20 protein-coding genes are annotated in these 19,464 nt (G+C 66.5%); 14 read left to right on the forward strand and 6 right to left on the reverse strand.

What is annotated here, in order from left to right; genetic code table 11:
* Position 1 precedes the first annotated feature (1 nt).
* From OEJ36_RS25835 to OEJ36_RS25860, 6 genes are all read left to right on the forward strand, one after another.
* Positions 2–1,225 carry a cytochrome c gene (locus OEJ36_RS25835; protein WP_263403975.1) on the forward strand — a complete coding sequence of 408 codons (1,224 nt, stop codon included), beginning with the start codon at positions 2–4 and terminating at the stop codon, positions 1,223–1,225.
* A 2-nt stretch (positions 1,226–1,227) separates the two neighbouring features.
* On the forward strand, positions 1,228–2,199 hold the full coding sequence (locus OEJ36_RS25840) for an XdhC family protein (protein WP_263403950.1): 972 nt from the start codon (positions 1,228–1,230) through the stop codon (positions 2,197–2,199).
* A gap of 129 nt (positions 2,200–2,328) precedes the next feature.
* Complete coding sequence (locus OEJ36_RS25845) at positions 2,329–2,916, forward strand: NTP transferase domain-containing protein (RefSeq protein ID WP_263403951.1); 588 nt, start codon at positions 2,329–2,331, stop codon at positions 2,914–2,916.
* Positions 2,917–3,242: 326 nt separating this feature from the next.
* Positions 3,243–4,688, forward strand: a complete 1,446-nt coding sequence (locus tag OEJ36_RS25850; protein ID WP_021218808.1) for a cytochrome ubiquinol oxidase subunit I — start codon at positions 3,243–3,245, stop codon at positions 4,686–4,688.
* Between the two features lie 2 nt (positions 4,689–4,690).
* Complete coding sequence (gene cydB / locus OEJ36_RS25855) at positions 4,691–5,698, forward strand: cytochrome d ubiquinol oxidase subunit II (protein WP_263403952.1); 1,008 nt, start codon at positions 4,691–4,693, stop codon at positions 5,696–5,698.
* Between the two features lie 17 nt (positions 5,699–5,715).
* Complete coding sequence (locus OEJ36_RS25860) at positions 5,716–5,862, forward strand: DUF2474 domain-containing protein (protein WP_263403953.1); 147 nt, start codon at positions 5,716–5,718, stop codon at positions 5,860–5,862.
* A 623-nt stretch (positions 5,863–6,485) separates the two neighbouring features.
* Here the strand turns inward: OEJ36_RS25860 and OEJ36_RS25865 are convergent.
* On the reverse strand, positions 6,486–7,610 hold the full coding sequence (locus OEJ36_RS25865) for a methyltransferase (RefSeq protein ID WP_263403954.1): 1,125 nt from the start codon (positions 7,608–7,610) through the stop codon (positions 6,486–6,488).
* Positions 7,611–7,936: 326 nt separating this feature from the next.
* On the opposite strand from OEJ36_RS25865, the gene OEJ36_RS25870 reads away from it, so the two are divergent.
* Positions 7,937–8,929: a TRAP transporter substrate-binding protein gene (locus OEJ36_RS25870; RefSeq protein ID WP_263403955.1), complete on the forward strand. Its 993-nt coding sequence runs from the start codon at positions 7,937–7,939 to the stop codon at positions 8,927–8,929.
* An 85-nt stretch (positions 8,930–9,014) separates the two neighbouring features.
* On the forward strand, positions 9,015–9,791 hold the full coding sequence (locus tag OEJ36_RS25875; protein ID WP_263403956.1) for a ferredoxin--NADP reductase: 777 nt from the start codon (positions 9,015–9,017) through the stop codon (positions 9,789–9,791).
* Positions 9,792–9,934: 143 nt separating this feature from the next.
* On the opposite strand, the gene OEJ36_RS25880 is transcribed toward OEJ36_RS25875, so the two are convergent.
* Both OEJ36_RS25880 and ccoN read right to left on the reverse strand, forming a co-directional pair.
* The gene (locus tag OEJ36_RS25880) at positions 9,935–10,180 is read right to left on the reverse strand and encodes a cbb3-type cytochrome oxidase subunit 3 (RefSeq protein ID WP_021218802.1); all 246 of its coding nucleotides are present in this window, start codon (positions 10,178–10,180) and stop codon (positions 9,935–9,937) included.
* 9 nt (positions 10,181–10,189) lie between these two features.
* The gene (gene ccoN / locus OEJ36_RS25885; protein ID WP_263403957.1) at positions 10,190–11,614 is read right to left on the reverse strand and encodes a cytochrome-c oxidase, cbb3-type subunit I; all 1,425 of its coding nucleotides are present in this window, start codon (positions 11,612–11,614) and stop codon (positions 10,190–10,192) included.
* Between the two features lie 291 nt (positions 11,615–11,905).
* Between ccoN and OEJ36_RS25890 the strand changes: the two genes are divergently transcribed.
* The 3 genes from OEJ36_RS25890 to OEJ36_RS25900 all read left to right on the forward strand — a co-directional run bounded on the left by OEJ36_RS25890 (position 11,906) and on the right by OEJ36_RS25900 (position 15,904).
* Complete coding sequence (locus OEJ36_RS25890) at positions 11,906–13,576, forward strand: nitrite/sulfite reductase (protein ID WP_263403958.1); 1,671 nt, start codon at positions 11,906–11,908, stop codon at positions 13,574–13,576.
* On the forward strand, positions 13,573–14,055 hold the full coding sequence (locus tag OEJ36_RS25895) for a DUF934 domain-containing protein (protein WP_263403959.1): 483 nt from the start codon (positions 13,573–13,575) through the stop codon (positions 14,053–14,055). The genes OEJ36_RS25890 and OEJ36_RS25895 overlap by 4 nt, the downstream gene beginning before the upstream one ends.
* Positions 14,056–14,341: 286 nt before the next feature.
* Positions 14,342–15,904, forward strand: coding sequence for a TerC family protein (locus tag OEJ36_RS25900; protein WP_263403960.1), 1,563 nt, complete (start codon positions 14,342–14,344; stop codon positions 15,902–15,904).
* A 254-nt stretch (positions 15,905–16,158) separates the two neighbouring features.
* On the opposite strand, the gene mscL is transcribed toward OEJ36_RS25900, so the two are convergent.
* The gene (gene mscL / locus OEJ36_RS25905; RefSeq protein ID WP_263403961.1) at positions 16,159–16,578 is read right to left on the reverse strand and encodes a large-conductance mechanosensitive channel protein MscL; all 420 of its coding nucleotides are present in this window, start codon (positions 16,576–16,578) and stop codon (positions 16,159–16,161) included.
* 63 nt (positions 16,579–16,641) lie between these two features.
* Positions 16,642–16,929, reverse strand: coding sequence for a DUF1272 domain-containing protein (locus OEJ36_RS25910; RefSeq protein ID WP_263403962.1), 288 nt, complete (start codon positions 16,927–16,929; stop codon positions 16,642–16,644).
* Positions 16,930–17,091: 162 nt separating this feature from the next.
* Here OEJ36_RS25910 and OEJ36_RS25915 point away from each other — a divergent pair, with 162 nt between their 5' ends.
* From OEJ36_RS25915 to radA, 3 genes are all read left to right on the forward strand, one after another.
* Positions 17,092–17,331, forward strand: a complete 240-nt coding sequence (locus OEJ36_RS25915; protein ID WP_021218795.1) for a YdcH family protein — start codon at positions 17,092–17,094, stop codon at positions 17,329–17,331.
* 77 nt (positions 17,332–17,408) lie between these two features.
* Complete coding sequence (locus OEJ36_RS25920; RefSeq protein ID WP_021218794.1) at positions 17,409–17,690, forward strand: YdcH family protein; 282 nt, start codon at positions 17,409–17,411, stop codon at positions 17,688–17,690.
* A gap of 39 nt (positions 17,691–17,729) precedes the next feature.
* Positions 17,730–19,091: a DNA repair protein RadA gene (gene radA, locus OEJ36_RS25925; protein WP_021218793.1), complete on the forward strand. Its 1,362-nt coding sequence runs from the start codon at positions 17,730–17,732 to the stop codon at positions 19,089–19,091.
* A gap of 3 nt (positions 19,092–19,094) precedes the next feature.
* Here the strand turns inward: radA and OEJ36_RS25930 are convergent, their stop codons facing one another.
* Positions 19,095–19,463 (reverse strand): PilZ domain-containing protein, encoded by a 369-nt coding sequence (locus OEJ36_RS25930; protein ID WP_263403963.1) that lies wholly within the window; start codon positions 19,461–19,463, stop codon positions 19,095–19,097.
* Position 19,464: the final 1 nt, after the last annotated feature.

A 19,464-nucleotide genomic window follows, 5' to 3' on the forward strand; every position in this document is an offset into this window, starting at 1 on the left:
GATGAAAGCACTGCTGATCGCCGCCGGGCTGCTCCTGCCCCTGGCCGCCACCGCCGCGCCCGAAGCGCCCGCCGACAAGGCCCTGATCGAGCGCGGCCGCTACATCTCCCGCGCCGCCGACTGCGTGGCCTGCCACAGCATCGAGGGCAGCGCCCCCTATGCCGGCGGCCTGCCCCTGGAGTCGCCGTTCGGCACCATCTATGGCACCAACATCAGTCCGGACAAGGAGCACGGCATCGGCAACTACACCGCCGATGACCTCTACCGCGCGCTGACCCAGGGCGAGAAGCCCGACGGCAGCAAGCTCTACCCGGCGATGCCCTACACCTCCTACCACCTCATCACCCGGGAGGACTCCGACGCCCTCTACGCCTACCTGATGAGCCGCGAGCCGATCCCCAAGGCGAGCCCGCAGACCAGCCTGACCTTCCCGTTCAACGTGCGCTTCGGCCTGGCCTTCTGGAACATGCTCTACAAGAACCGCGTGCAGATGCAGCCGGCGGAAGGCAAGAGCGAGGCCTGGCAGCGTGGCCAGTACCTGGTGGAAGCCCTCGGCCATTGCGGCGAGTGCCACACCCCGCGCAACGTGCTCGGTGCCCTGCAGCAGGACCAGCGCATGGAAGGCGGCGTGCTGCTCGGCTACCTGGCGCCCAGCCTGAAGGCCGACGCCCTGGCCGCCCGTGGCTGGACCACCGACGACCTGGCCACCTTCCTCAAGCACGGCGTCAGTGCCCAGGGCACGGTGTTCAACGAGATGTACCCGGTGCTGCACCACAGCCTGCAGTACCTGCCGGAGGTGGATCACCAGGCCATGGCGGTGTTCCTCATGGGCGACGAGCCGCCGGCGCCGGCGACCATCGCCACCCGCCCGCTGTCCGAGCTCACCGCCAGCGGCAAGGCCGGTCGCCAGGAGTACCTGAACGTCTGCGCCGGCTGTCACGGTGCGGAAGGCCAGGGCATCCCCCATGTGGCGGTGGCCATGGCCGGCAACACCACGCTGCGCCAGGATGACTCGCGCAACCTGCTGCGGGTGATCGACGACGGCATCCGCGAGCAGCAGTTCACCGGCTTCGAACGCATGCAGCCGATGCCCGGTTTCCTGCATGATCTTGATGACGCGCGGATGCGCGATCTGCTCAACTACTTGCGTCAGACCTGGGGTGGATTGCCCGGGGAAATCAGTCTGGAGAGCGTTACCCAACTGCGAAGTGAAAAGGTTCATTAACCATGCAACACCTTGACCTCATCGTTGTGCGCAAGGCCCTCGAGTGGTCCAGGGCCGGTCAGCGTGTCTGGCTCTGTACCGTGCTGACCACCTATGGCTCGGCGCCCCGTGCGCCGGGCTCGCTGCTGGCCGCCAACGCGGCGGGGCAGTGGGTGGGGTCGCTTTCCGGCGGTTGCGTCGAGGATGACTTCCTCGAACGCGTCGCCGAAGGCGCATTCCCCGAGCCGTTGGCGCTGGTGCGCTACGGCGACGGCAGCGATGAGCGTTCGAAGATCAGCCTGCCCTGCGGCGGGGTGCTGGAAGTGCTGGTGGAAAACCTGCCGGCCGATTGCGAGGTGCAGGCGCACCTGCGCGAGCTGGAAAGCGCCCTGGCCGGGCAGCGCCGGCTGCTGCGGGAGATCCGCATCGACGGCGGCACCCGCACCCTGCTGGAGGACCGCGAGCAGGGCGCCCGTGTGGAGCGTAACGAGCAGGTGATCCGCCTGCGCGTCGGCGCCGCCCAGCGCCTGCTGCTGGCGGGTTATTCCTCGGTGGCCCAGGTGTGCGCCGCGTTCGCCCAGCCGCTGGGCTTCGAGGTGGTGCTTTGCGACCCCCGCGAGGAGGTGCTCGACGGCGTCGAGCTGCCGGGCGTCGAGGTGCGCCGCGAGTTGCCCTCCGAGGTGATCCGCAACGGCGGTTGCCACGCCGATACCGCGGTGGTGGCGCTGACCCACGACCCGCGCATCGACGACCTGGCGATGATCGAGGCGGTGCGCACCGAGGCCTTCTATATCGGCGTGATGGGCTCCGTGGCCACCAGCACCAAGCGCATGGAGCGCCTGCGTCGCGTGGGCGGCCTGAGCGAAACCGAGATCGACCGCATCACCGCGCCCATCGGCCTGCACCTGGGCAGCAAGACCCCGGCGGAGATCGCCCTGGCGGTGCTTGCCGACATCTTGCGGGTGCGCAATGCGATACCGCGCGAGCGGGTTTGATCCACGCGGCCTGATGTTGGGGCGAATTCATTCGCCCAGCAGCCCGACGGGCTGCTTCACCCAGGTAATTGGCACGAGGACCGCTGCGCGGTCCCGGGCGAATGAATTCGCCCCTACAGGAGTTCTTACATGCCTCCCGTCATCGCCCTGATCCTCGCCGCCGGCCGTGGCACCCGCTTCGGCAGCGACAAGCGCCAGGCGCGACTGGCCGATGGCCGCACCCTGCTGGCGGCCAGCGTGGCGCGGGCGCGGGCGGTGTTCGATGAGGTGCATGTGGTGCTGCGCCCTGAGGACGACCCGGCGGAGCTGGGCCTGCCCGACGATTGCCCGGTGATCCGCTGCGCGGACGCCGACCTGGGCATGGGCCACAGCCTGGCGGCGGGCGTCGAGGGGTTATCCACAACCCGGGGCAGGGCCGTGGCGGTGATGCTGGGGGACATGCCCTGGCTGGCCGAGGCGACGCTGCGCCAGTTGGTGGCCCAGGCCGATGCGCAGCACATCCTGTTCCCGCTGCACCACGGCCTGCGCGGCCATCCGGTGATTTTCGGGCGCGACTTCTGGCCCGAGCTGCAACACCTCCAGGGCGACGAAGGCGCCCGTTCCGTGCTCGCCGCCCACCGCGAGGCCTGGCGGGTGCTGGAGGTGGACGACCCCGGCGTGGTGCTGGACGTGGACACGCCCCAGGCCCTTGATTCGGGACGTGAGCCCAGGCGCTGAGTGCCGTGGGCGCGTGTGGATGGCGCTTTTTCATCCACCAGGCGCAGTCCTGGTCCGGCTCCGTGTTTGTCCAGGGTTATCCACTCGCTGCGGCAACCTGCCGCGTGGCAATCGACCACAGCATTTTTCTTCAAGCGAAGCGCTACTCTTTAGCTGCTGATTGATCTGCGTCAATGCCCGACCTTTGGGTTTGCGCTTGCGGCCGACTGGGCCGCCATCTCCCTGAAACTCCACATAAAAAGAACGAATTCCCATGAGCAGCGCTCCAATTGCCGGAGTGACCTGCCCAGGGCCGTGCCCGTGAAACCAGCTATGAGGACGCCGTAATGTTCGGATTGGAGGCTCTTGATCTCGCCCGAATCCAGTTCGCCTTCACCATTTCCTTCCACATCATCTTTCCGGCCATCACCATTGGCCTGGCGAGTTACCTGGCGGTATTGGAAGGCTTGTGGCTGAAGACCAACCGGGAGGTCTATCGCGACCTCTATCACTTCTGGTCGAAGATTTTCGCCGTCAACTTCGGCATGGGCGTGGTGTCCGGCCTGGTGATGGCCTATCAGTTCGGCACCAACTGGAGCGCCTTCTCCGACTTCGCCGGCTCGGTCACCGGGCCGCTGCTGACCTACGAGGTGCTCACCGCATTCTTCCTCGAGGCCGGCTTCCTCGGCGTGATGCTGTTCGGCTGGAACCGCGTCGGGCCGGGCCTGCACTTCTTCTCCACGGTGATGGTGGCCATCGGCACGCTGATCTCCACCTTCTGGATCCTCGCCTCCAACAGCTGGATGCAGACGCCCCAGGGCTTCGAGATCATCGATGGTCGGGTGATCCCCACCGACTGGTTCGCAGTGATCTTCAACCCGTCCTTCCCCTATCGCCTGGCGCACATGGCCACCGCGGCCTTCCTCGCCACGGCCTTCTTCGTCGGCTCCTCGGCGGCCTGGCACCTGCTGCGCGGGCGTGACAACCCGGCGATCCGCCAGATGCTGTCCATGGCCATGTGGATGGCCCTGCTGGTGGCGCCGATCCAGGCGTTCATCGGTGACCTGCACGGCCTCAACACCCTCAAGCACCAGCCGGCGAAGATCGCCGCGATGGAAGGGCACTGGGACAACAGCAGTGGCGAGGCGACCCCGCTGATCCTCTTCGGCTGGCCGGACATGGAGCGCGAGGAAACCCGCTTCAAGGTGGAGATTCCCTACCTCGGCAGCCTCATCCTCACCCACAGCCTGGACAAGCAGGTGCCGGCGCTGAAGGACTTCCCCAAGGAAGACCGGCCCAACTCCACCATCGTCTTCTGGTCGTTCCGCATCATGGTCGCCCTCGGCCTGCTGATGATCCTGGCCGGCGTCTGGAGCCTGTGGCTGCGCTGGCGCGGCGGGCTGTTCACTTCGCGGCCGTTCCTCTACCTGTGCCTGTGGATGGGCCCGTCCGGGCTGATCGCCATCCTTGCCGGCTGGTTCACCACCGAGATCGGCCGCCAGCCCTGGGTCGTGTACGGGCTGATGCGCACCGCCGACGCCTCGTCGAACCACAGCTTCGCGCAGATGAGCCTCACCCTGATCATGTTCGTGGTGGTGTACTTCGCCGTGTTCGGCGCCGGCTTCAGCTACCTGCTGCGCCTGGTGCGCAAGGGGCCGAAGACCGACGAAGGCAAGGAGCAGGGCATCGGTGGCCCTGGCCAGAAACGCACGCCGGCACGGCCGATCTCGGCCGCCGACGAGAACATGGACGACGATGACGCCAGTGGCGACGACCTGGGCGCGAGGAATTGAACATGGGCATCGACCTTTCTCTGATCTGGGCAATCATCATCGTCTTCGGCGTGATGATGTACGTGGTGATGGACGGCTTCGACCTGGGCATCGGCATCCTCTTCCCCTTCGTCAAGGACGACTCCGAGCGCGACGTGATGATGAACACCGTCGCGCCGGTGTGGGACGGTAACGAGACCTGGCTGGTGCTGGGCGGGGCGGGGTTGTTCGCAGCCTTCCCGCTGGCCTACTCGGTGGTGCTCAGCGCCCTCTACCTGCCGCTGATGTTCATGCTCATCGGCCTGGTGTTCCGGGGCGTGGCCTTCGAATTCCGCTTCAAGGCCAAGGAGCACAAGCGCCACATCTGGGACAAGGCCTTCATCGGTGGCTCCCTGGCGGCGACCTTCTTCCAGGGCGTGGCCCTGGGGGCTTTCATCGAGGGCATCCCGGTGGTGAACCGCCAGTTCGCCGGCGGTGGCCTGGACTGGCTGGCACCCTTCCCGATCTTCAGCGGCCTGGGGCTGGTGGCGGCCTATGCGCTGCTCGGCTGCACCTGGCTGATCATGAAGACCGAAGGCCGCCTGCAGGAGCAGATGCACGATATGGCCCGGCCGCTGGCCCTGGTGCTGCTGGCGGTGATCGGCATCGTCAGCATCTGGACCCCGCTGTCCCATGGCGAGATCGCCCAGCGCTGGTTCAGCCTGCCCAACCTGTTCTGGTTCCTGCCGGTGCCGCTGCTGGTACTGGTGACCTTCTTCTACCTGCTGCGCTCGGTGGCGAACTACGACAACACCTTGCCCTTCGTGCTGACCCTGATCCTCATCTTCCTCGGCTACAGCGGCCTGGGCATCAGCCTGTGGCCGAACATCGTGCCGGGCTCGCTGAGCATCTGGCAGGCCGCCGCACCGCCGCAAAGCCAGGGCTTCGCGCTGGTGGGGGCACTGTTCATCATCCCCTTCATCCTCGTGTACACCGCCTGGAGCTACTACGTGTTCCGCGGCAAGGTCACCCCGGACCAGGGCTACCACTAGTGGACAGGAGAGCGACCATGGCTGTGGACAACTCCGAGAAGAAGCCCCTGTGGCAACGCCTGGGCTGGCTGCTGGCGATCTGGACCGGCAGCGTCCTGGCGCTGGGCGCCGTGTCCTACCTGCTGCGGCTGTTCATGAATGCGGCGGGGCTGAGCACGCCCTGAGCAGGGCCCGGGCTCGCTCCCGTAGGAGCGAGCTCTGCTCGCGATGCATTTTTCAGGGGCAAGGTGCCTGGCTCGGCTCCGATGGTGGACCGATGAAGCGGGGTCCACCCTACGCGACGGTCGGCTCGTGTAGGGTGGGTGGAACCCGCGATCCTTATGACTGCGCTGTCGGGTTGCACCCGACCTACGGCTGCACATGCCCTGAGCAGGACTCGGACCCGCGTCTGTAGGAGCGAGCTCTGCTCGCGATGCACGTTGCGGGAGCAAGGTGCCTGGCTCGGCTCCGATGGTGGACCGATGAAGCGGGGTCCACCCTACGCGACGGTCGGCTCGTGTAGGGTGGGTGGAACCCGCGATCCTTATGACTGCGCTGTCGGGTTGCACCCGACCTACGGCTGCACATGCCCTGAGCAGGACTCGGACCCGCGTCTGTAGGAGCGAGCTCTGCTCGCGATGCACGTTGCGGGAGCAAGGTGCCTGGCTCGGCTCCGATGGTGGACCGATGAAGCGGGGTCCACCCTACGCGACGGTCGGCTCGTGTAGGGTGGGTGGAACCCGCGATCCTTATGACTGCGCTGTCGGGTTGCACCCGACCTACGGCGGCGCCCGATTGAATCGCGCCCCTACTTGGTGGCCTTGAGGATCACGAACTTGGGCGTGGCGGCGACCTGCTCGACGCCGCGGTACAGGCGCTTGAGCTTGGCGTGGTAGCCCAGGTGGCGGTTGCCGACTATCCACAACTCGCCGCCGGTGACCAGCGCATCGCGCGCCTGCACGAACATGCGCCAGGCGAGGAAGTCGCCCACCACCTGCTGCTGGTGGAAGGGCGGGTTGCACAGCACCAGGTCCAGCGAATCCGCCGGCTGCTCGGCCAGGCCATCGCCGGGGCGCACCTCCACCGCACGCTCGCCCAGGGCTGTGCGCCAGTTATCCACAGCCGATTGCACCGCCATGTAGGACTCGTCCACCAGGGTCAGCTGCGCCGCCGGGTTGGCCAGGGCGTAGGCGATGCCGAGCACGCCGTTGCCGCAGCCCAGGTCGGCCATGCGGTGGGCGTCCAGGCGCTTGGGCAGGTGCGGGAGGAAGGCGCGGGTGCCGATGTCCAGGCCCTCGCGGCAGAACACGTTGGCGTGATTGAGCAGCTCGATGCGCGGCTTTTCCAGCAGGTAGCGGGTGGGGTAGGGCGAGCTGGCGCGCGGTCGGTCCGCCGGCGTGGCTACCAGCAGGCGGGCCTTCTTCACCGCCAGCGAGGCCTGCATCGGGCCGATGTATTTCTCCAGCAGGTCGCCGGCGGCGCGGGGCAGGTGCTTGACCATGCCGGCGGCCACCACCGTGGCGCCGGGCGCCAGCTGGCCTTGCAGGCGGATCAGCTGTTCTTCCATCAGGGCCAGGGTCTTGGGCACGCGGATCAGCACCCGGTCGAATGGCCCCTCGACTATTTCACTGGCCGGCACGAAACGCAGCGCGTCGGCGGCCAGGCCGTTACGTGCGAGGTTGCGCTGCAGGCCGAGGAAGCCCAGGTGCGAGTCGCCGCTGCTGGTGACCTGCATATGGGGCGCCAGGCTGGCGGCCAGGGCGCCGAAGCTGTCGTTGAGCACCAGCACCCGAGTGGCGGCATCGGGCGCCTGCTCATGCAGGTGGGCGAGCAGGTATTCGTCGGCGGCGTCGAACGCCTGCAGCGGGTCGTTCGGCTGGTCGGGAACGCGGACCAGGTCGAGCTGGCCGAAGGGGGTGAGCAGTTGGGGCATCGGGAACTCTGGACTCGGGTGAGGGCGAAGATTCTGTTGGAAGTGAGAGCTGGTTGGGATTAGCGGTGCTTGTTTATTGATCAGTTTTGACTAACAATCCACGCCGCTGATTTCGGCCCGCCATCCCATGGCGATTCTCTCCGCCGGAACAGCTCCAATAATAACCAGGCATCTGGCATTTCTCTGCCCTGAACGACCTGGTACGCCGTAAAAAACGGTGCGTACCCGCTGGTTGGGAGCGGGCGTTCCACCGAAAAAACCTTATTCCAGACGGAGCCGACGCGCATGGCGCGGGCTTCGCCGTTGCCATTTGCACAGGTGTATACATGTACAAGTCTCTGTTCGGGGCGCTCTTCGCTTCGCTCATGGTCCTTTCCAGCTCCGCACTGGCCGAGGAGCCGATCCTCATCAAGTTCTCCCACGTGGTGGCCGAGGACACGCCCAAGGGCAAGGGCGCGCTGCTGTTCAAGAAGCTGGTGGAGGAGCGCCTGCCCGGCAAGGTGAAGGTCGAGGTCTACCCGAACTCCAGCCTGTACGGCGACGCCGATGAGATCCAGGCCCTGCAGAAGGGCGAGGTGCAGATGCTGGCGCCCTCGCTGTCCAAGTTCGAGGCCTATACCAAGCAGCTGCAGGTGTTCGACCTGCCCTTCCTGTTCGACGACCTCGAAGCCGTGAAGCGCTTCCAGAAGCGTGACAAGAGCCGTGAGCTGCTGCGCTCCATGTCCAAGCAGGGCATCTATGGCCTGGGCTACTGGAACAACGGCATGAAGGTGCTGACCTCCAACCGCGAGCTGCGCAAACCCGAAGACGCCAAGGGCCTGGCCTTCCGTATCCAGCCGTCCTCCGTGCTCGACGCACAGTTCGGCCTGCTCGGCGCCAAGACCGTGAAGATGCCCTTCGCCGATGCCTTCAAGGCCCTGCAGGCGGGCACCATCCAGGGCACCGAAGGCCCCTGGTCGAACATCGCCAGCCAGAAGGTCGATACCGTTCAGCCGTTCATCATGGAAACCAACCATGGCTCGCTGAACTACATGCTGATCACCAGCCACAAGTTCTGGATCAGCATTCCCTACGAGACCCGCACCGAGCTGGAAGCCATCATCGAGGAAGTCACCTTCGCGGTGAACAAGGACGCCGAGTCGATGAACATGAAGGACCGCGAGCGCGTCATCGCCGCCGGCAAGACCAAGGTCGTCACCCTCACCCCCGAGGAGCGTGACGCCTGGCGCCAGGCCCTGATGCCGCTGTGGAAAACCTACGAAGCGGAGATCGGCGCCGACGTGCTGCGCGCCGCCCAGACCGTCAACCGCAAGCGCTGATCGGTCTATAGCCACAACGCGCGCGGGTGTTTCCCGCGCGCGCTTTGCGGGACACTGGCAGGGTTCCAGCGACAAGGAGCCCCCAATGAGCGCCAGCGAAGAGAAGTTCACCCGCCAGACCCTGCTCGACGTCCAGACCCTGACGCCGAGCCTGTTCACCCTGCGCACCACCCGTGACCCCGGCTTCCGCTTCCGCGCCGGCCAGTTCGCCCGCCTGGGCGTGACCAAGGCCGATGGCAGCACCGTGTGGCGCGCCTATTCCATGGTGTCTGCGCCCCATGACGAGCACCTGGAGTTCTTCTCCATCGTGGTGCCCGGCGGCGAGTTCACCAGCGAGCTGAGCCGCCTCGCCGAGGGCGACACCCTGCTGATCGACAAGCAGGCCTTCGGCTTCCTCACCCTCGATCGCTTCATCGACGGCCGTGACCTCTGGCTGCTGGCCACCGGCACCGGTGTCGCGCCCTTCCTGTCGATCCTCCAGGACCTGGAGGTGTGGCAGCGCTTCGAGCGCATCCTGCTGGTGTACAGCGCACGGCACGAAAGCGAGCTGGCCTACCAGCCGTTGATCGCCGGGCTCAAGGAGCTGGAGCACCTGGAAGGCGTCGTCGACAAGCTGACCTACATCCCCGTGGTCACCCGCGAGCAGGTGCCGGGTGCGCTGAACGGGCGCATCACCACGCTGATCGAGAACGGTGAACTGGAGCGCGCCGCCGGCCTGGCGCTGACCCCCGAGCATTCGCGGGTGATGCTCTGCGGCAACCCGCAGATGATCGAGGACACCCGTGCGGTGCTGAAGGCCCGCAACATGAACCTGGCCCTGACCCGTAAGCCCGGGCAGGTGGCGGTGGAGAATTATTGGTAGAGGGTGCTGCGCCGGGGGCCGCTGCGCGGCCCTTGGCGATTGAAATCGCCCCTACCGGTTGAACGGTGTAGGGCGGGTGAAACCCGCGAATCCCCGTGGTGATGCCGTCGGGTTGCACCCGACCTACGGAGATGGCGCGGGCTTCACATCTCCACATCCCCTCGATTCGCACAGCCGCCGTCGCAACGGCCGGGGCAGCTGCAGCCGGTGCTGCTGCGCCCGGTGGCGCGTTCCATGCGCCGGGCCACGGGGTCGTCGTCGGCGAAGGGCAGCATGGTGGCTTCGTCGATCTGCCGCTGGCTCTTGCCACCCAGGCTGAACTGGGTGGCGACGTAGAAGAACACCAGGGTGCCCAGGGACAGCAGGCCGTAGAAGGTATCCGTGTCCATGCCGTCTCCTCAGGCCGTGGCGCCGAGCGCCTGCCGTTCGGCCTGGGGCGCCTTCAGGGTGCGCCAGGTGTTGTAGGCCATCAGCAGCATGCCGCTGAGGAAGAACACCCCGCCGATGAAGCGCACCAGGAAGCCCGAGTGGCTGGCCTCCAGGGATTCGACGAAGGAGTAGGTGAGGGTGCCGTCGTCGTTGATGGCACGCCACATCAGGCCCTGGGTGATGCCGTTGACCCACATCGAGGCGATGTAGAGCACGGTGCCGATGGTGGCCAGCCAGAAGTGCGTGTTGATCAGGCCGACGCTGTACATGCGCTCGCGGCCGAAGATCTTCGGGATAAGGTGGTAGAGCGAGCCGAAGGTGATCATCGCCACCCAGCCGAGGGCGCCGGCGTGCACGTGGCCGATGGTCCAGTCGGTGTAGTGGGAGAGGGCGTTGACCGTCTTGATCGCCATCATCGGCCCCTCGAAGGTGGACATGCCGTAGAAGGCCAGCGAGACGATGAGGAAGCGCAGGATCGGGTCGTCGCGCAACTTATGCCAGGCACCGGAGAGGGTCATCATGCCGTTGATCATGCCGCCCCAGCTGGGCGCCAGGAGGATGATCGACATCGCCATGCCCAGGCTTTGCGCCCAGTCCGGCAGGGCGGTGTAGTGCAGGTGGTGCGGGCCGGCCCAGATGTACAGGGTGATCAGCGCCCAGAAGTGGACGATGGACAGGCGGTAGGAGTAGACCGGGCGCCCGGCCTGCTTGGGGATGAAGTAATACATCATCCCGAGGAAGCCGGTGGTGAGGAAGAAGCCCACCGCGTTGTGCCCGTACCACCACTGCACCATGGCATCGGTGGCGCCGCTGTACAGCGGGTAGGACTTGAACCAGCTCACCGGGATGGCCATGTGGTTGACCACGTGGAGCATGGTGGTGACCAGGATGAAGGCACCGAAGAACCAGTTGCCCACATAGATGTGCGGGGTGCTGCGCTTCATCACCGTGCCGAAGAACACCACCGCGTAGGCGACCCAGACGATGCCCATCCACACGGCGCCGGTGAATTCCACCTCGGCGTATTCCTTGGTGGTGGTCAGGCCCTGGGGCAGGGTGACCAGCAGGCAGACGATCAGCGCCTGCCAGCCCCAGAAGGTGAAGGCCGCCAGGCCGTCGCCGAACAGTCGCGCCTGGCAGGTGCGCTGCACGGTGTAGTAGCTGGTGGCGAACAGCGCGCTGCCGCCGAAGGCGAAGATCACCAGGTTGGTGTGCAGCGGGCGCAGGCGGCCGAAACTGGTCCAGGGCAGGTCGAGATTGAGTTGCGGCCAGACCAGCTGGGCGGCGATGAACACGCCCAGGCCCATGCCGACCACGCCCCAGACGACGGTCATGATCGCGAACTGACGAACCACCCGGTAGTTGTAGGTGGGCTCCTGTGTTGCAGTGCTCATGGCGAAACCTTTCGATTGCAAGGAAGGGGGTGCCAGTACGGGGGCTGGCAGGGTCGTCACTCTAGGAAGGCGAGCCAAAACAAAACAGGCTCAGATCACCGAGGTTTTTGGGTATCAGATCGGGGCCGGTCGCATGGCTGACAGATGGAGCAAGGCCGCCAGGCGATGCTCATCTGATCCGGTTTTAGATCGCGCATCTGCGGCTGTTTCTGCTGCGCGGGTCCGCCCATAGTTGCACCTCGTTGTTCCGCCCCCGGTGCAGGGGCGGATGCCTGACCCGAGGAGCCTTGCATGTATCGATACGACGACTACGACCACGCGCTCGTGCGTGAGCGCGTGGCGCAGTTCCGCGACCAGGTGGCGCGGCGCATGAGCGATGAGCTGAGCGAGGAGGAGTTCCTCCCGCTACGCCTGCAGAACGGCCTGTACATGCAGAAGCACGCCTACATGCTGCGCGTGGCCATCCCCTACGGCACCCTGGCGTCGGGCCAGCTGCGCACCCTGGCCGGCATCGCCCGCGACCACGACCGCGGCTACGGCCACTTCACCACGCGGCAGAACATCCAGTTCAACTGGATCGAGCTGGCCGAGGTGCCGGACATCCTCGAACGCCTGGCGGAGGTGGAGATGCACGCCATCCAGACCTCCGGCAACTGCGTGCGCAACATCACCACCGAAGCCTTCGCCGGGGTGGCCGCCGACGAGCTGCTGGACCCGCGCCCGCTGGCGGAAATCCTCCGCCAGTGGTCGACCATCAACCCCGAATTCCTCTTCCTGCCGCGCAAGTTCAAGATCGCCATCTCCGCTTCGGGGGAAGACCGCGCGGCCATCCAGATGCACGACATCGGCCTCTACCTGTACCGCGACGCGGCGGGCGAGATGTGCCTGCGGGTGCTGGTGGGGGGCGGCCTGGGGCGCACGCCGATCCTCGGTTTGCAGATCCGTGACGGCCTGCCCTGGCAGCACCTGCTGTCCTACGTCGAGGCCATCCTGCGGGTGTACAACCGTCACGGCCGGCGCGACAACAAGTACAAGGCGCGGATCAAGATCCTGGTCAAGGCGCTGGGCATCGAGGCCTTCTCCCGCGAAGTGGAAGCCGAGTGGCAGCACCTGCGCGACGGCCCGGCCCAGCTCACCGCCGATGAGTACCAGCGGGTGGCCGCGGCCTTCGATGCGCCGGTGTACGAAACCCTCGACGACGCCGACCTGAATTTCGGCAGCCAGTTGGCCAGCGATCCGGCCTTCGCCCGCTGGTGCTCGCGCAACCTGCAGCCGCACAAGGTGCCGGGCTACGCCAGTGTGGTGTTTTCCACCAAGCCCGGCCCGGCCGCACCACCGGGCGACGTCACCGCCGAGCAGATGGAGGCCGTGGCCGACTGGGCGGACGCGTTCGGCTTCGGCGAGATCCGCATCGCCCATGAACAGAACCTGGTGCTGCCCGACGTGCGCAAGCGCGACCTGCACGCGCTCTGGTCGCGGGCCGTGGCTGTCGGCCTGGCCACGCCGAACATCGGCCTGCTGACCGACATCATCGCCTGCCCCGGGGGCGACTACTGCGCCCTGGCCAACGCCAAGTCGATCCCCATCGCCCAGGCCATCCAGCAGCGCTTCGAAGACCTCGACTACCTGCACGACCTGGGCGAGCTGAGCCTGAACATCTCCGGCTGCATGAACGCCTGCGGCCACCACCACATCGGCAACATCGGCATCCTCGGTGTGGATAAGGGCGGCAGCGAGTGGTACCAGATCACCCTCGGAGGCGCCCAGGGCATGGCCGCCGCGCTGGGCAAGGTGATCGGCCCCTCGTTCAGCGCCGCCGAAGTCCCGGAGGTGATCGAGCGCATCGTCGCCACCTATGTGGATTACCGCGAATTGGAGGAGCGCTTCGTCGACACCGTCGGGCGCATTGGCATCGAGCCCTTCAAGGAGCGGGTCTACGTGCGTGAGCAGGTGCCGGCATGAACAACCTCATCCGCCTGCTCGACGACGAACCGCAGCTGATCGCGGACGACCCCTGGACCCTTGTGCGCGAGGTGGGCGAGGCGCTGCCCGACGGGCGGCTGATCCTGCCGCTGGCCCTGTGGCGCGAGCGTGATGGCCGGGACGGCCTGCTGCTGCAACCGGACGACGAGGTGGAGGCGCTGGGGCCGCTGCTGACCGATGCGCTGCCGCTGATCGCCGTGGACTTCCCCAGCTTCCGCGACGGCCGCGGCTACAGCCAGGCCTACCTGCTGCGCAGCCGCCTGGGCTGGCACGGCGAGCTGCGTGCGGTGGGCGATGTGCTGCGCGACCAGCTCTCGCACATGCGCCAATGCGGCTTCGATGCCTTCGCCGTGCGCGAGGACAAATCCGTCGTCGATGCACTCAAGGGGCTGGCTGGGGTCAGCGTGCTCTATGGGCGTTCGGTGATCGAGCCGCGGCCCCTGTTCCGGCGGCGCTAAGCAAGGTCGTACACGATTAGTAAAAATTCCCCGATTAAACGGCGTGCATTCATGTCCTAGGATGCACGTCCGTTTTTTTGATCCGGAACCCAATGGACAGCGACAGTTGTAAACCACCCCCGAGTACCCCGGGCGTGGCCCCTTCCTTCCCCGGCGCCAGCGCGCGCCCGACCCGAGCGTGGCAGCGTGCCGCGCGATCTTCCCGCATGCCGAACCGCCTGCAGCGCCCCGTTAGCGCCGATGCAGCCTTCGCGCCTGCCCGTCTTTCGCCCGGGAGTGCCTGAGCATGGAATGGATAGCCGACCCCACCGCCTGGCTGGGCCTGCTGACGCTGATCGTGCTGGAGATCGTCCTCGGCATCGACAACCTGGTGTTCATCGCCATCCTCGCCGACAAGCTGCCCCCCGAGCAGCGTGACCGCGCACGCCTGATCGGCCTGTCGCTGGCGTTGATCATGCGCCTGGGCCTGCTGGCCAGCATCTCCTGGCTGGTGACCCTGACCGAACCGCTGTTCGAGGTGTTCGGCCAGGCCTTCTCCGGCCGTGACCTGATCATGCTGTTCGGCGGTGTGTTCCTGTTGTTCAAGGCCACCATGGAGCTGCACGAGCGCATCGAGGGCCACACCCACCACCAGGGCGGCAGCCGCACCTACGCCATGTTCTGGCCGGTGGTGGCGCAGATCGTCGTGCTGGACGCAGTGTTCTCCCTGGACGCGGTGATTACCGCCGTCGGCATGGTCGAGCACCTGGAAGTGATGATGATCGCCGTGATCATCTCCATCGGCCTGATGATCGTCGCCAGCAAGCCGCTGACCGCATTCGTCAACGCCCACCCCACGGTGATCATGCTGTGCCTGGGCTTCCTGATGATGATCGGCTTCAGCCTCACCGCCGAAGGCCTGGGCTTCCACATTCCCAAGGGCTACCTGTATGCGGCCATCGGCTTCTCGATCCTGATCGAGATGGCCAACCAGACGGTGCGCTGGCGACGCAAGCGCAAGCTGCAGGGTAGCCGTGGCCTGCGTGAGCGCACCGCCCACGCGGTGCTGCGCCTGCTCGGCGGCCGTGGCGTGGATGCCGGCGAGGTGGGCGACGACATCGCCGACATGCTCAAGGACGGCGAGGGCGATACTGCGGTGTTCGACCGCCGCGAGCGGGTGATGATCAGCGGCGTGCTGCACCTGGCCGAGCGCTCGATCCGCACCGTGATGACCGACCGCGCGCGGGTCAACCGCATCGACCTGGGCGAAACCCGCGAGCAGATCCACCAGGCCCTGCTGCAGGCGCCCCACTCGCGCCTGGTGGTGATCCGCGACGGCGCGGTGGACGAGCCCCTGGGCTACCTGCACAAGAAGGAGCTGTTCAAGGAACTGCTGCGTGGCGAGGAGCCGGACCTGGAATCCCTGCTGCGCGCGCCGGTCAACCTGCCCGAGAGCGCGTCGGTGCTGGGGGCCCTGGAGCAGATGCGCGAGGCCTCCACCCACATCGCCTTCGTGGTCAACGAGTTCGGCGGCTTCGAGGGCCTGGTGACCATGACCGACATCCTCGAATCCATCGCCGGCCAGTTGCCCGACGCCAGCGAAAGCGAAGGCCCGGACATCGAGCCGAGTGCGGGGGGCTACAAGGTCAGCGGTACGGTGAACCTCGCCGTGTTGCGTGAGCGCCTGGGCTTCCGCGCCCGCCCCACGGACGACTACCAGACCCTGGCGGGCCTGGCCATGAGCCTGCTGGACCGCCTGCCCATGGTGGGTGACCGCCTCGAGGTGGAAGGCTGGGAGCTGCAGGTGACCGAGGTGCGCGAGCGCCGGGTCAACCGCCTGCTGCTGAGGCCGGTCGACGAGACGGGCTGAGCCTGAAACGAAAACGGCGCCGCGAGGCGCTGTTTTCATTCGCGGGTGCCAGGGCCGGGGCGTGTGTAGGTCGGGTGCAACCCGACGATGACAGGTGCCAGGAGCTCGCGGGTTTCACCCGCCCTACGGGAACGTTGTCCCGGTGGTCGGGGAACGGAGTGGCCGGTGTTCCCGGGCTGAAGCCCGGGCTACGGGGGCATAAAACGGAAACGGCGCCATCGGGCGCCGTTTTCATGTTCGCGAAGACAATCAGGTTAGGGCTGCTTATCCTGCTGCTGCGATTTGAGCAGGTCGCGGATTTCGGTCAGCAGCACTTCCTCCGGCGTCGGGACCGGCGGAGCGGAGGGGGCCACGGCTTCTTCGCGCTTGAGCTTGTTGATGGCCTTCACGCCCATGAAGATGGCGAAGGCGACGATGACGAAGTCCAGCACCGTCTGGATGAACTTGCCGTAGCTCAGCACCACCGCCGGGATATCGCCCTGGGCGGCCTTGAGGGTGATGGCCAAGTCGGTGAAGTCGACGCCGCCGATCAGCAGGCCGATGGGGGGCATGACCACGTCGCCGACGAAGGACGAGACGATCTTGCCGAAGGCCGCACCGACGATGATGCCCACCGCCATGTCGACCACGTTGCCTTTCACCGCGAAGGCCTTGAATTCGTTCAATAGGCTCATGTACCGCTCCCCTGGGTCTGGTTATGGGCTGAAAGTGTAACCGAGTGTTCTGACCGTGCCATCTCAGCGATGTTGCGGTTCCATGTGCCGATAAAGGCTGCAGAAGTCGGCGTGGACGCGGCTGTCCACCGGCTTTTCCACCTTCACGCCGGTGGCGGGGTAGCGGTTCAGCAGTACTTTCGGCCGCACCGGGCGCGGGTAGAAACCGCCGCCGCAGTTGGGGCAGACGTTCTCCAGGCGCTCGGCGCAGGCGGCGCAGAAGGTGCACTCGAAGGAGCAGATGCGTGCATCGGCGCTCGATGGCGGCAGAGGGCGGGAACAGGCTTCGCAGCTAGGGCGCAGCTCCAGCATCGGGGGTTCTCCTCGGTCAGGCGGACAATCCTAGTGCTTCCAGGGACCGGCGCACAGCTACGACTGTTCACTGAAAACCTCCCGGCGGTGGTGCATCGGCCAGCGACATCGTGGCCGCTTGGTCTAGCCTCAAGGGAGTTTTCGCCAGTGAGGAGCCTGACCATGCCGCTCGAACATCACCCCCTGGACCGCGAGTTCCCCGAACATCGCGACACGATGCGCGAGATGCGTCAGCACAACGTGCATTTTTCCCGTCTGGCGCAGGAGTACCAGCGCCTCGACGCCCGCATCTATGAAGTGGAGGACGGCAAACACGCCCTCGATGACCTCGCCCTGCACAGCCTGAAAATGCAGCGGGTGGCCCTGAAGGACGAGATCGCCCAGCTGCTGAAGAGCCATTGAGGCGTTGATCGGCGTCAAAACGGCGGGGAGGCGCGCTGGGTAGTCTGGCGCCCATTTCCCCTTCCGGAGCCGTCGCCATGACCGTCTACGACACCCTTCCCAATGCCGCCCCCGAGCGTGACCGCAAGGCCCTGTACGAGGCGCGTCGCGCCGAAGAGCGCACGGCGCGCCTGCGCGAACAGTACGAACTGCTGGAAAAGCGCATCGGCCGCATCGAACAGGGCAGCGAGCCGCTGGACGGTTCCAGCCTCCAGGCCCTGCGCATGCGCCGCGATGGCCTGTTGCAGAACCTGCAGGCGCTCAAGGCGCCGGAGCGCAAGGAAGGCTGCTGCGGCTGCGGGCGCGCCTGCAAGGGTTGATCCGCTATCATGCGGGCTTTCGTCTGACGGAGTCCGCTGATGGCCAAGGCCAAGCGCATGTACGGCTGCACCGAGTGCGGCTCGACCTTCCCCAAATGGGCCGGCCAGTGCGGCGATTGCGGGGCCTGGAACACCCTGGTTGAAACCGTCATCGACGGCGCCGCGCCCCCCAGCGGGCGCGCCGGCTGGGCCGGTGGCCAGGCGCAGATCAAGACCCTGGCCGAAGTCAGCGTCGAGGAAATGCCGCGCTTCTCCACCGCCTCCGCCGAGCTCGACCGCGTGCTCGGTGGCGGCCTGGTGGACGGCTCGGTGGTGCTGATCGGCGGCGATCCCGGCATCGGCAAATCCACCATCCTGTTGCAGACCCTGTGCAACATCGCCTCGCGCTTCCCCGCGCTCTATGTCACCGGTGAGGAATCCCAGCAGCAGGTCGCCATGCGCGCCCGCCGCCTTGGGCTGCCGGAAGACAAGCTCAAGGTGATGACCGAGACCTGCATCGAAAGCATCATCGCCACCGCCCGGGTGGAGAAGCCCAAGGTGATGGTGATCGACTCCATCCAGACCATCTTCACCGAGCAATTGCAGTCCGCCCCCGGCGGCGTGGCCCAGGTGCGCGAGAGCGCGGCGCTGCTGGTGCGCTATGCCAAGCAGAGCGGCACGGCGATCTTCCTGGTGGGCCACGTGACCAAGGAGGGCGCCCTGGCGGGCCCGCGCGTGCTGGAGCACATGGTCGACACCGTGCTGTATTTCGAGGGTGAATCCGATGGCCGCCTGCGCCTGCTGCGGGCGGTGAAGAACCGCTTCGGCGCGGTCAACGAACTGGGCGTGTTCGGCATGACCGACAAGGGCCTGAAGGAGGTTTCCAACCCTTCGGCGATCTTCCTCACCCGGGCCCAGGAAGCGGTGCCCGGCAGCGTGGTCATGGCCACCTGGGAAGGCTCGCGGCCAATGCTGGTGGAGGTGCAGGCGCTGGTGGACACCAGCCACCTGGCCAACCCGCGCCGGGTCACCCTGGGCCTGGACCAGAACCGCCTGGCCATGCTGCTGGCGGTATTGCACCGCCACGGCGGCATTCCCACCCACGACCAGGACGTGTTCCTCAACGTGGTGGGCGGGGTCAAGGTGCTGGAGACGGCGTCCGACCTGGCGCTGATCGCGGCGATCATGTCGAGCCTGCGCAACCGCCCGCTGGAGCATGACCTGCTGGTGTTCGGCGAGGTGGGGCTGTCGGGCGAGGTGCGCCCGGTACCGAGCGGCCAGGAGCGCCTGAAGGAGGCCGGCAAGCACGGCTTCAAGCGCGCCATCGTGCCCAAGGGCAACGCCCCGAAGGAGGCGCCGCCGGGGCTGCGGGTGATTGCGGTAACGCGCCTGGAACAGGCGCTGGATGCCCTGTTCGAGTAACCCCTACTTCTCTACCAGGGCGGCGAGGTCGCGTTCCAGCAGGTCTTCGTCGCCGAGGTTGAGTTCCACCAGGCGGCGCAGGTGGGCGATGGAGTCCAGGTCGACGTGCTGGCAGACGAAGCCCAGCTGGTCTTTCTGCACGCGGGTCAGCACCACCTCCATGCGCACCTGGGTGTCGCCGCTGAGGCGGACGGTGGCCAGGAACGGCTGGTCGGGGTCGCCGTTCCAGTTGCTCGGGCGCTCCACCAGCAGGCCCTTCAGGGAGATGTCCTGCAGCTCGACGTTCCAGCGACGCTCGTCCTGGGCGATCTCGGTGGCGGCATCGAACGCGATGCGGTGAAAGCGTCGGCGCTCGTTGTCTGTGTCACTCATG

The organism is Pseudomonas sp. PDM13 (assembly GCF_025685765.1).
GTDB classification, from domain to species: domain Bacteria; phylum Pseudomonadota; class Gammaproteobacteria; order Pseudomonadales; family Pseudomonadaceae; genus Metapseudomonas; species Metapseudomonas solani.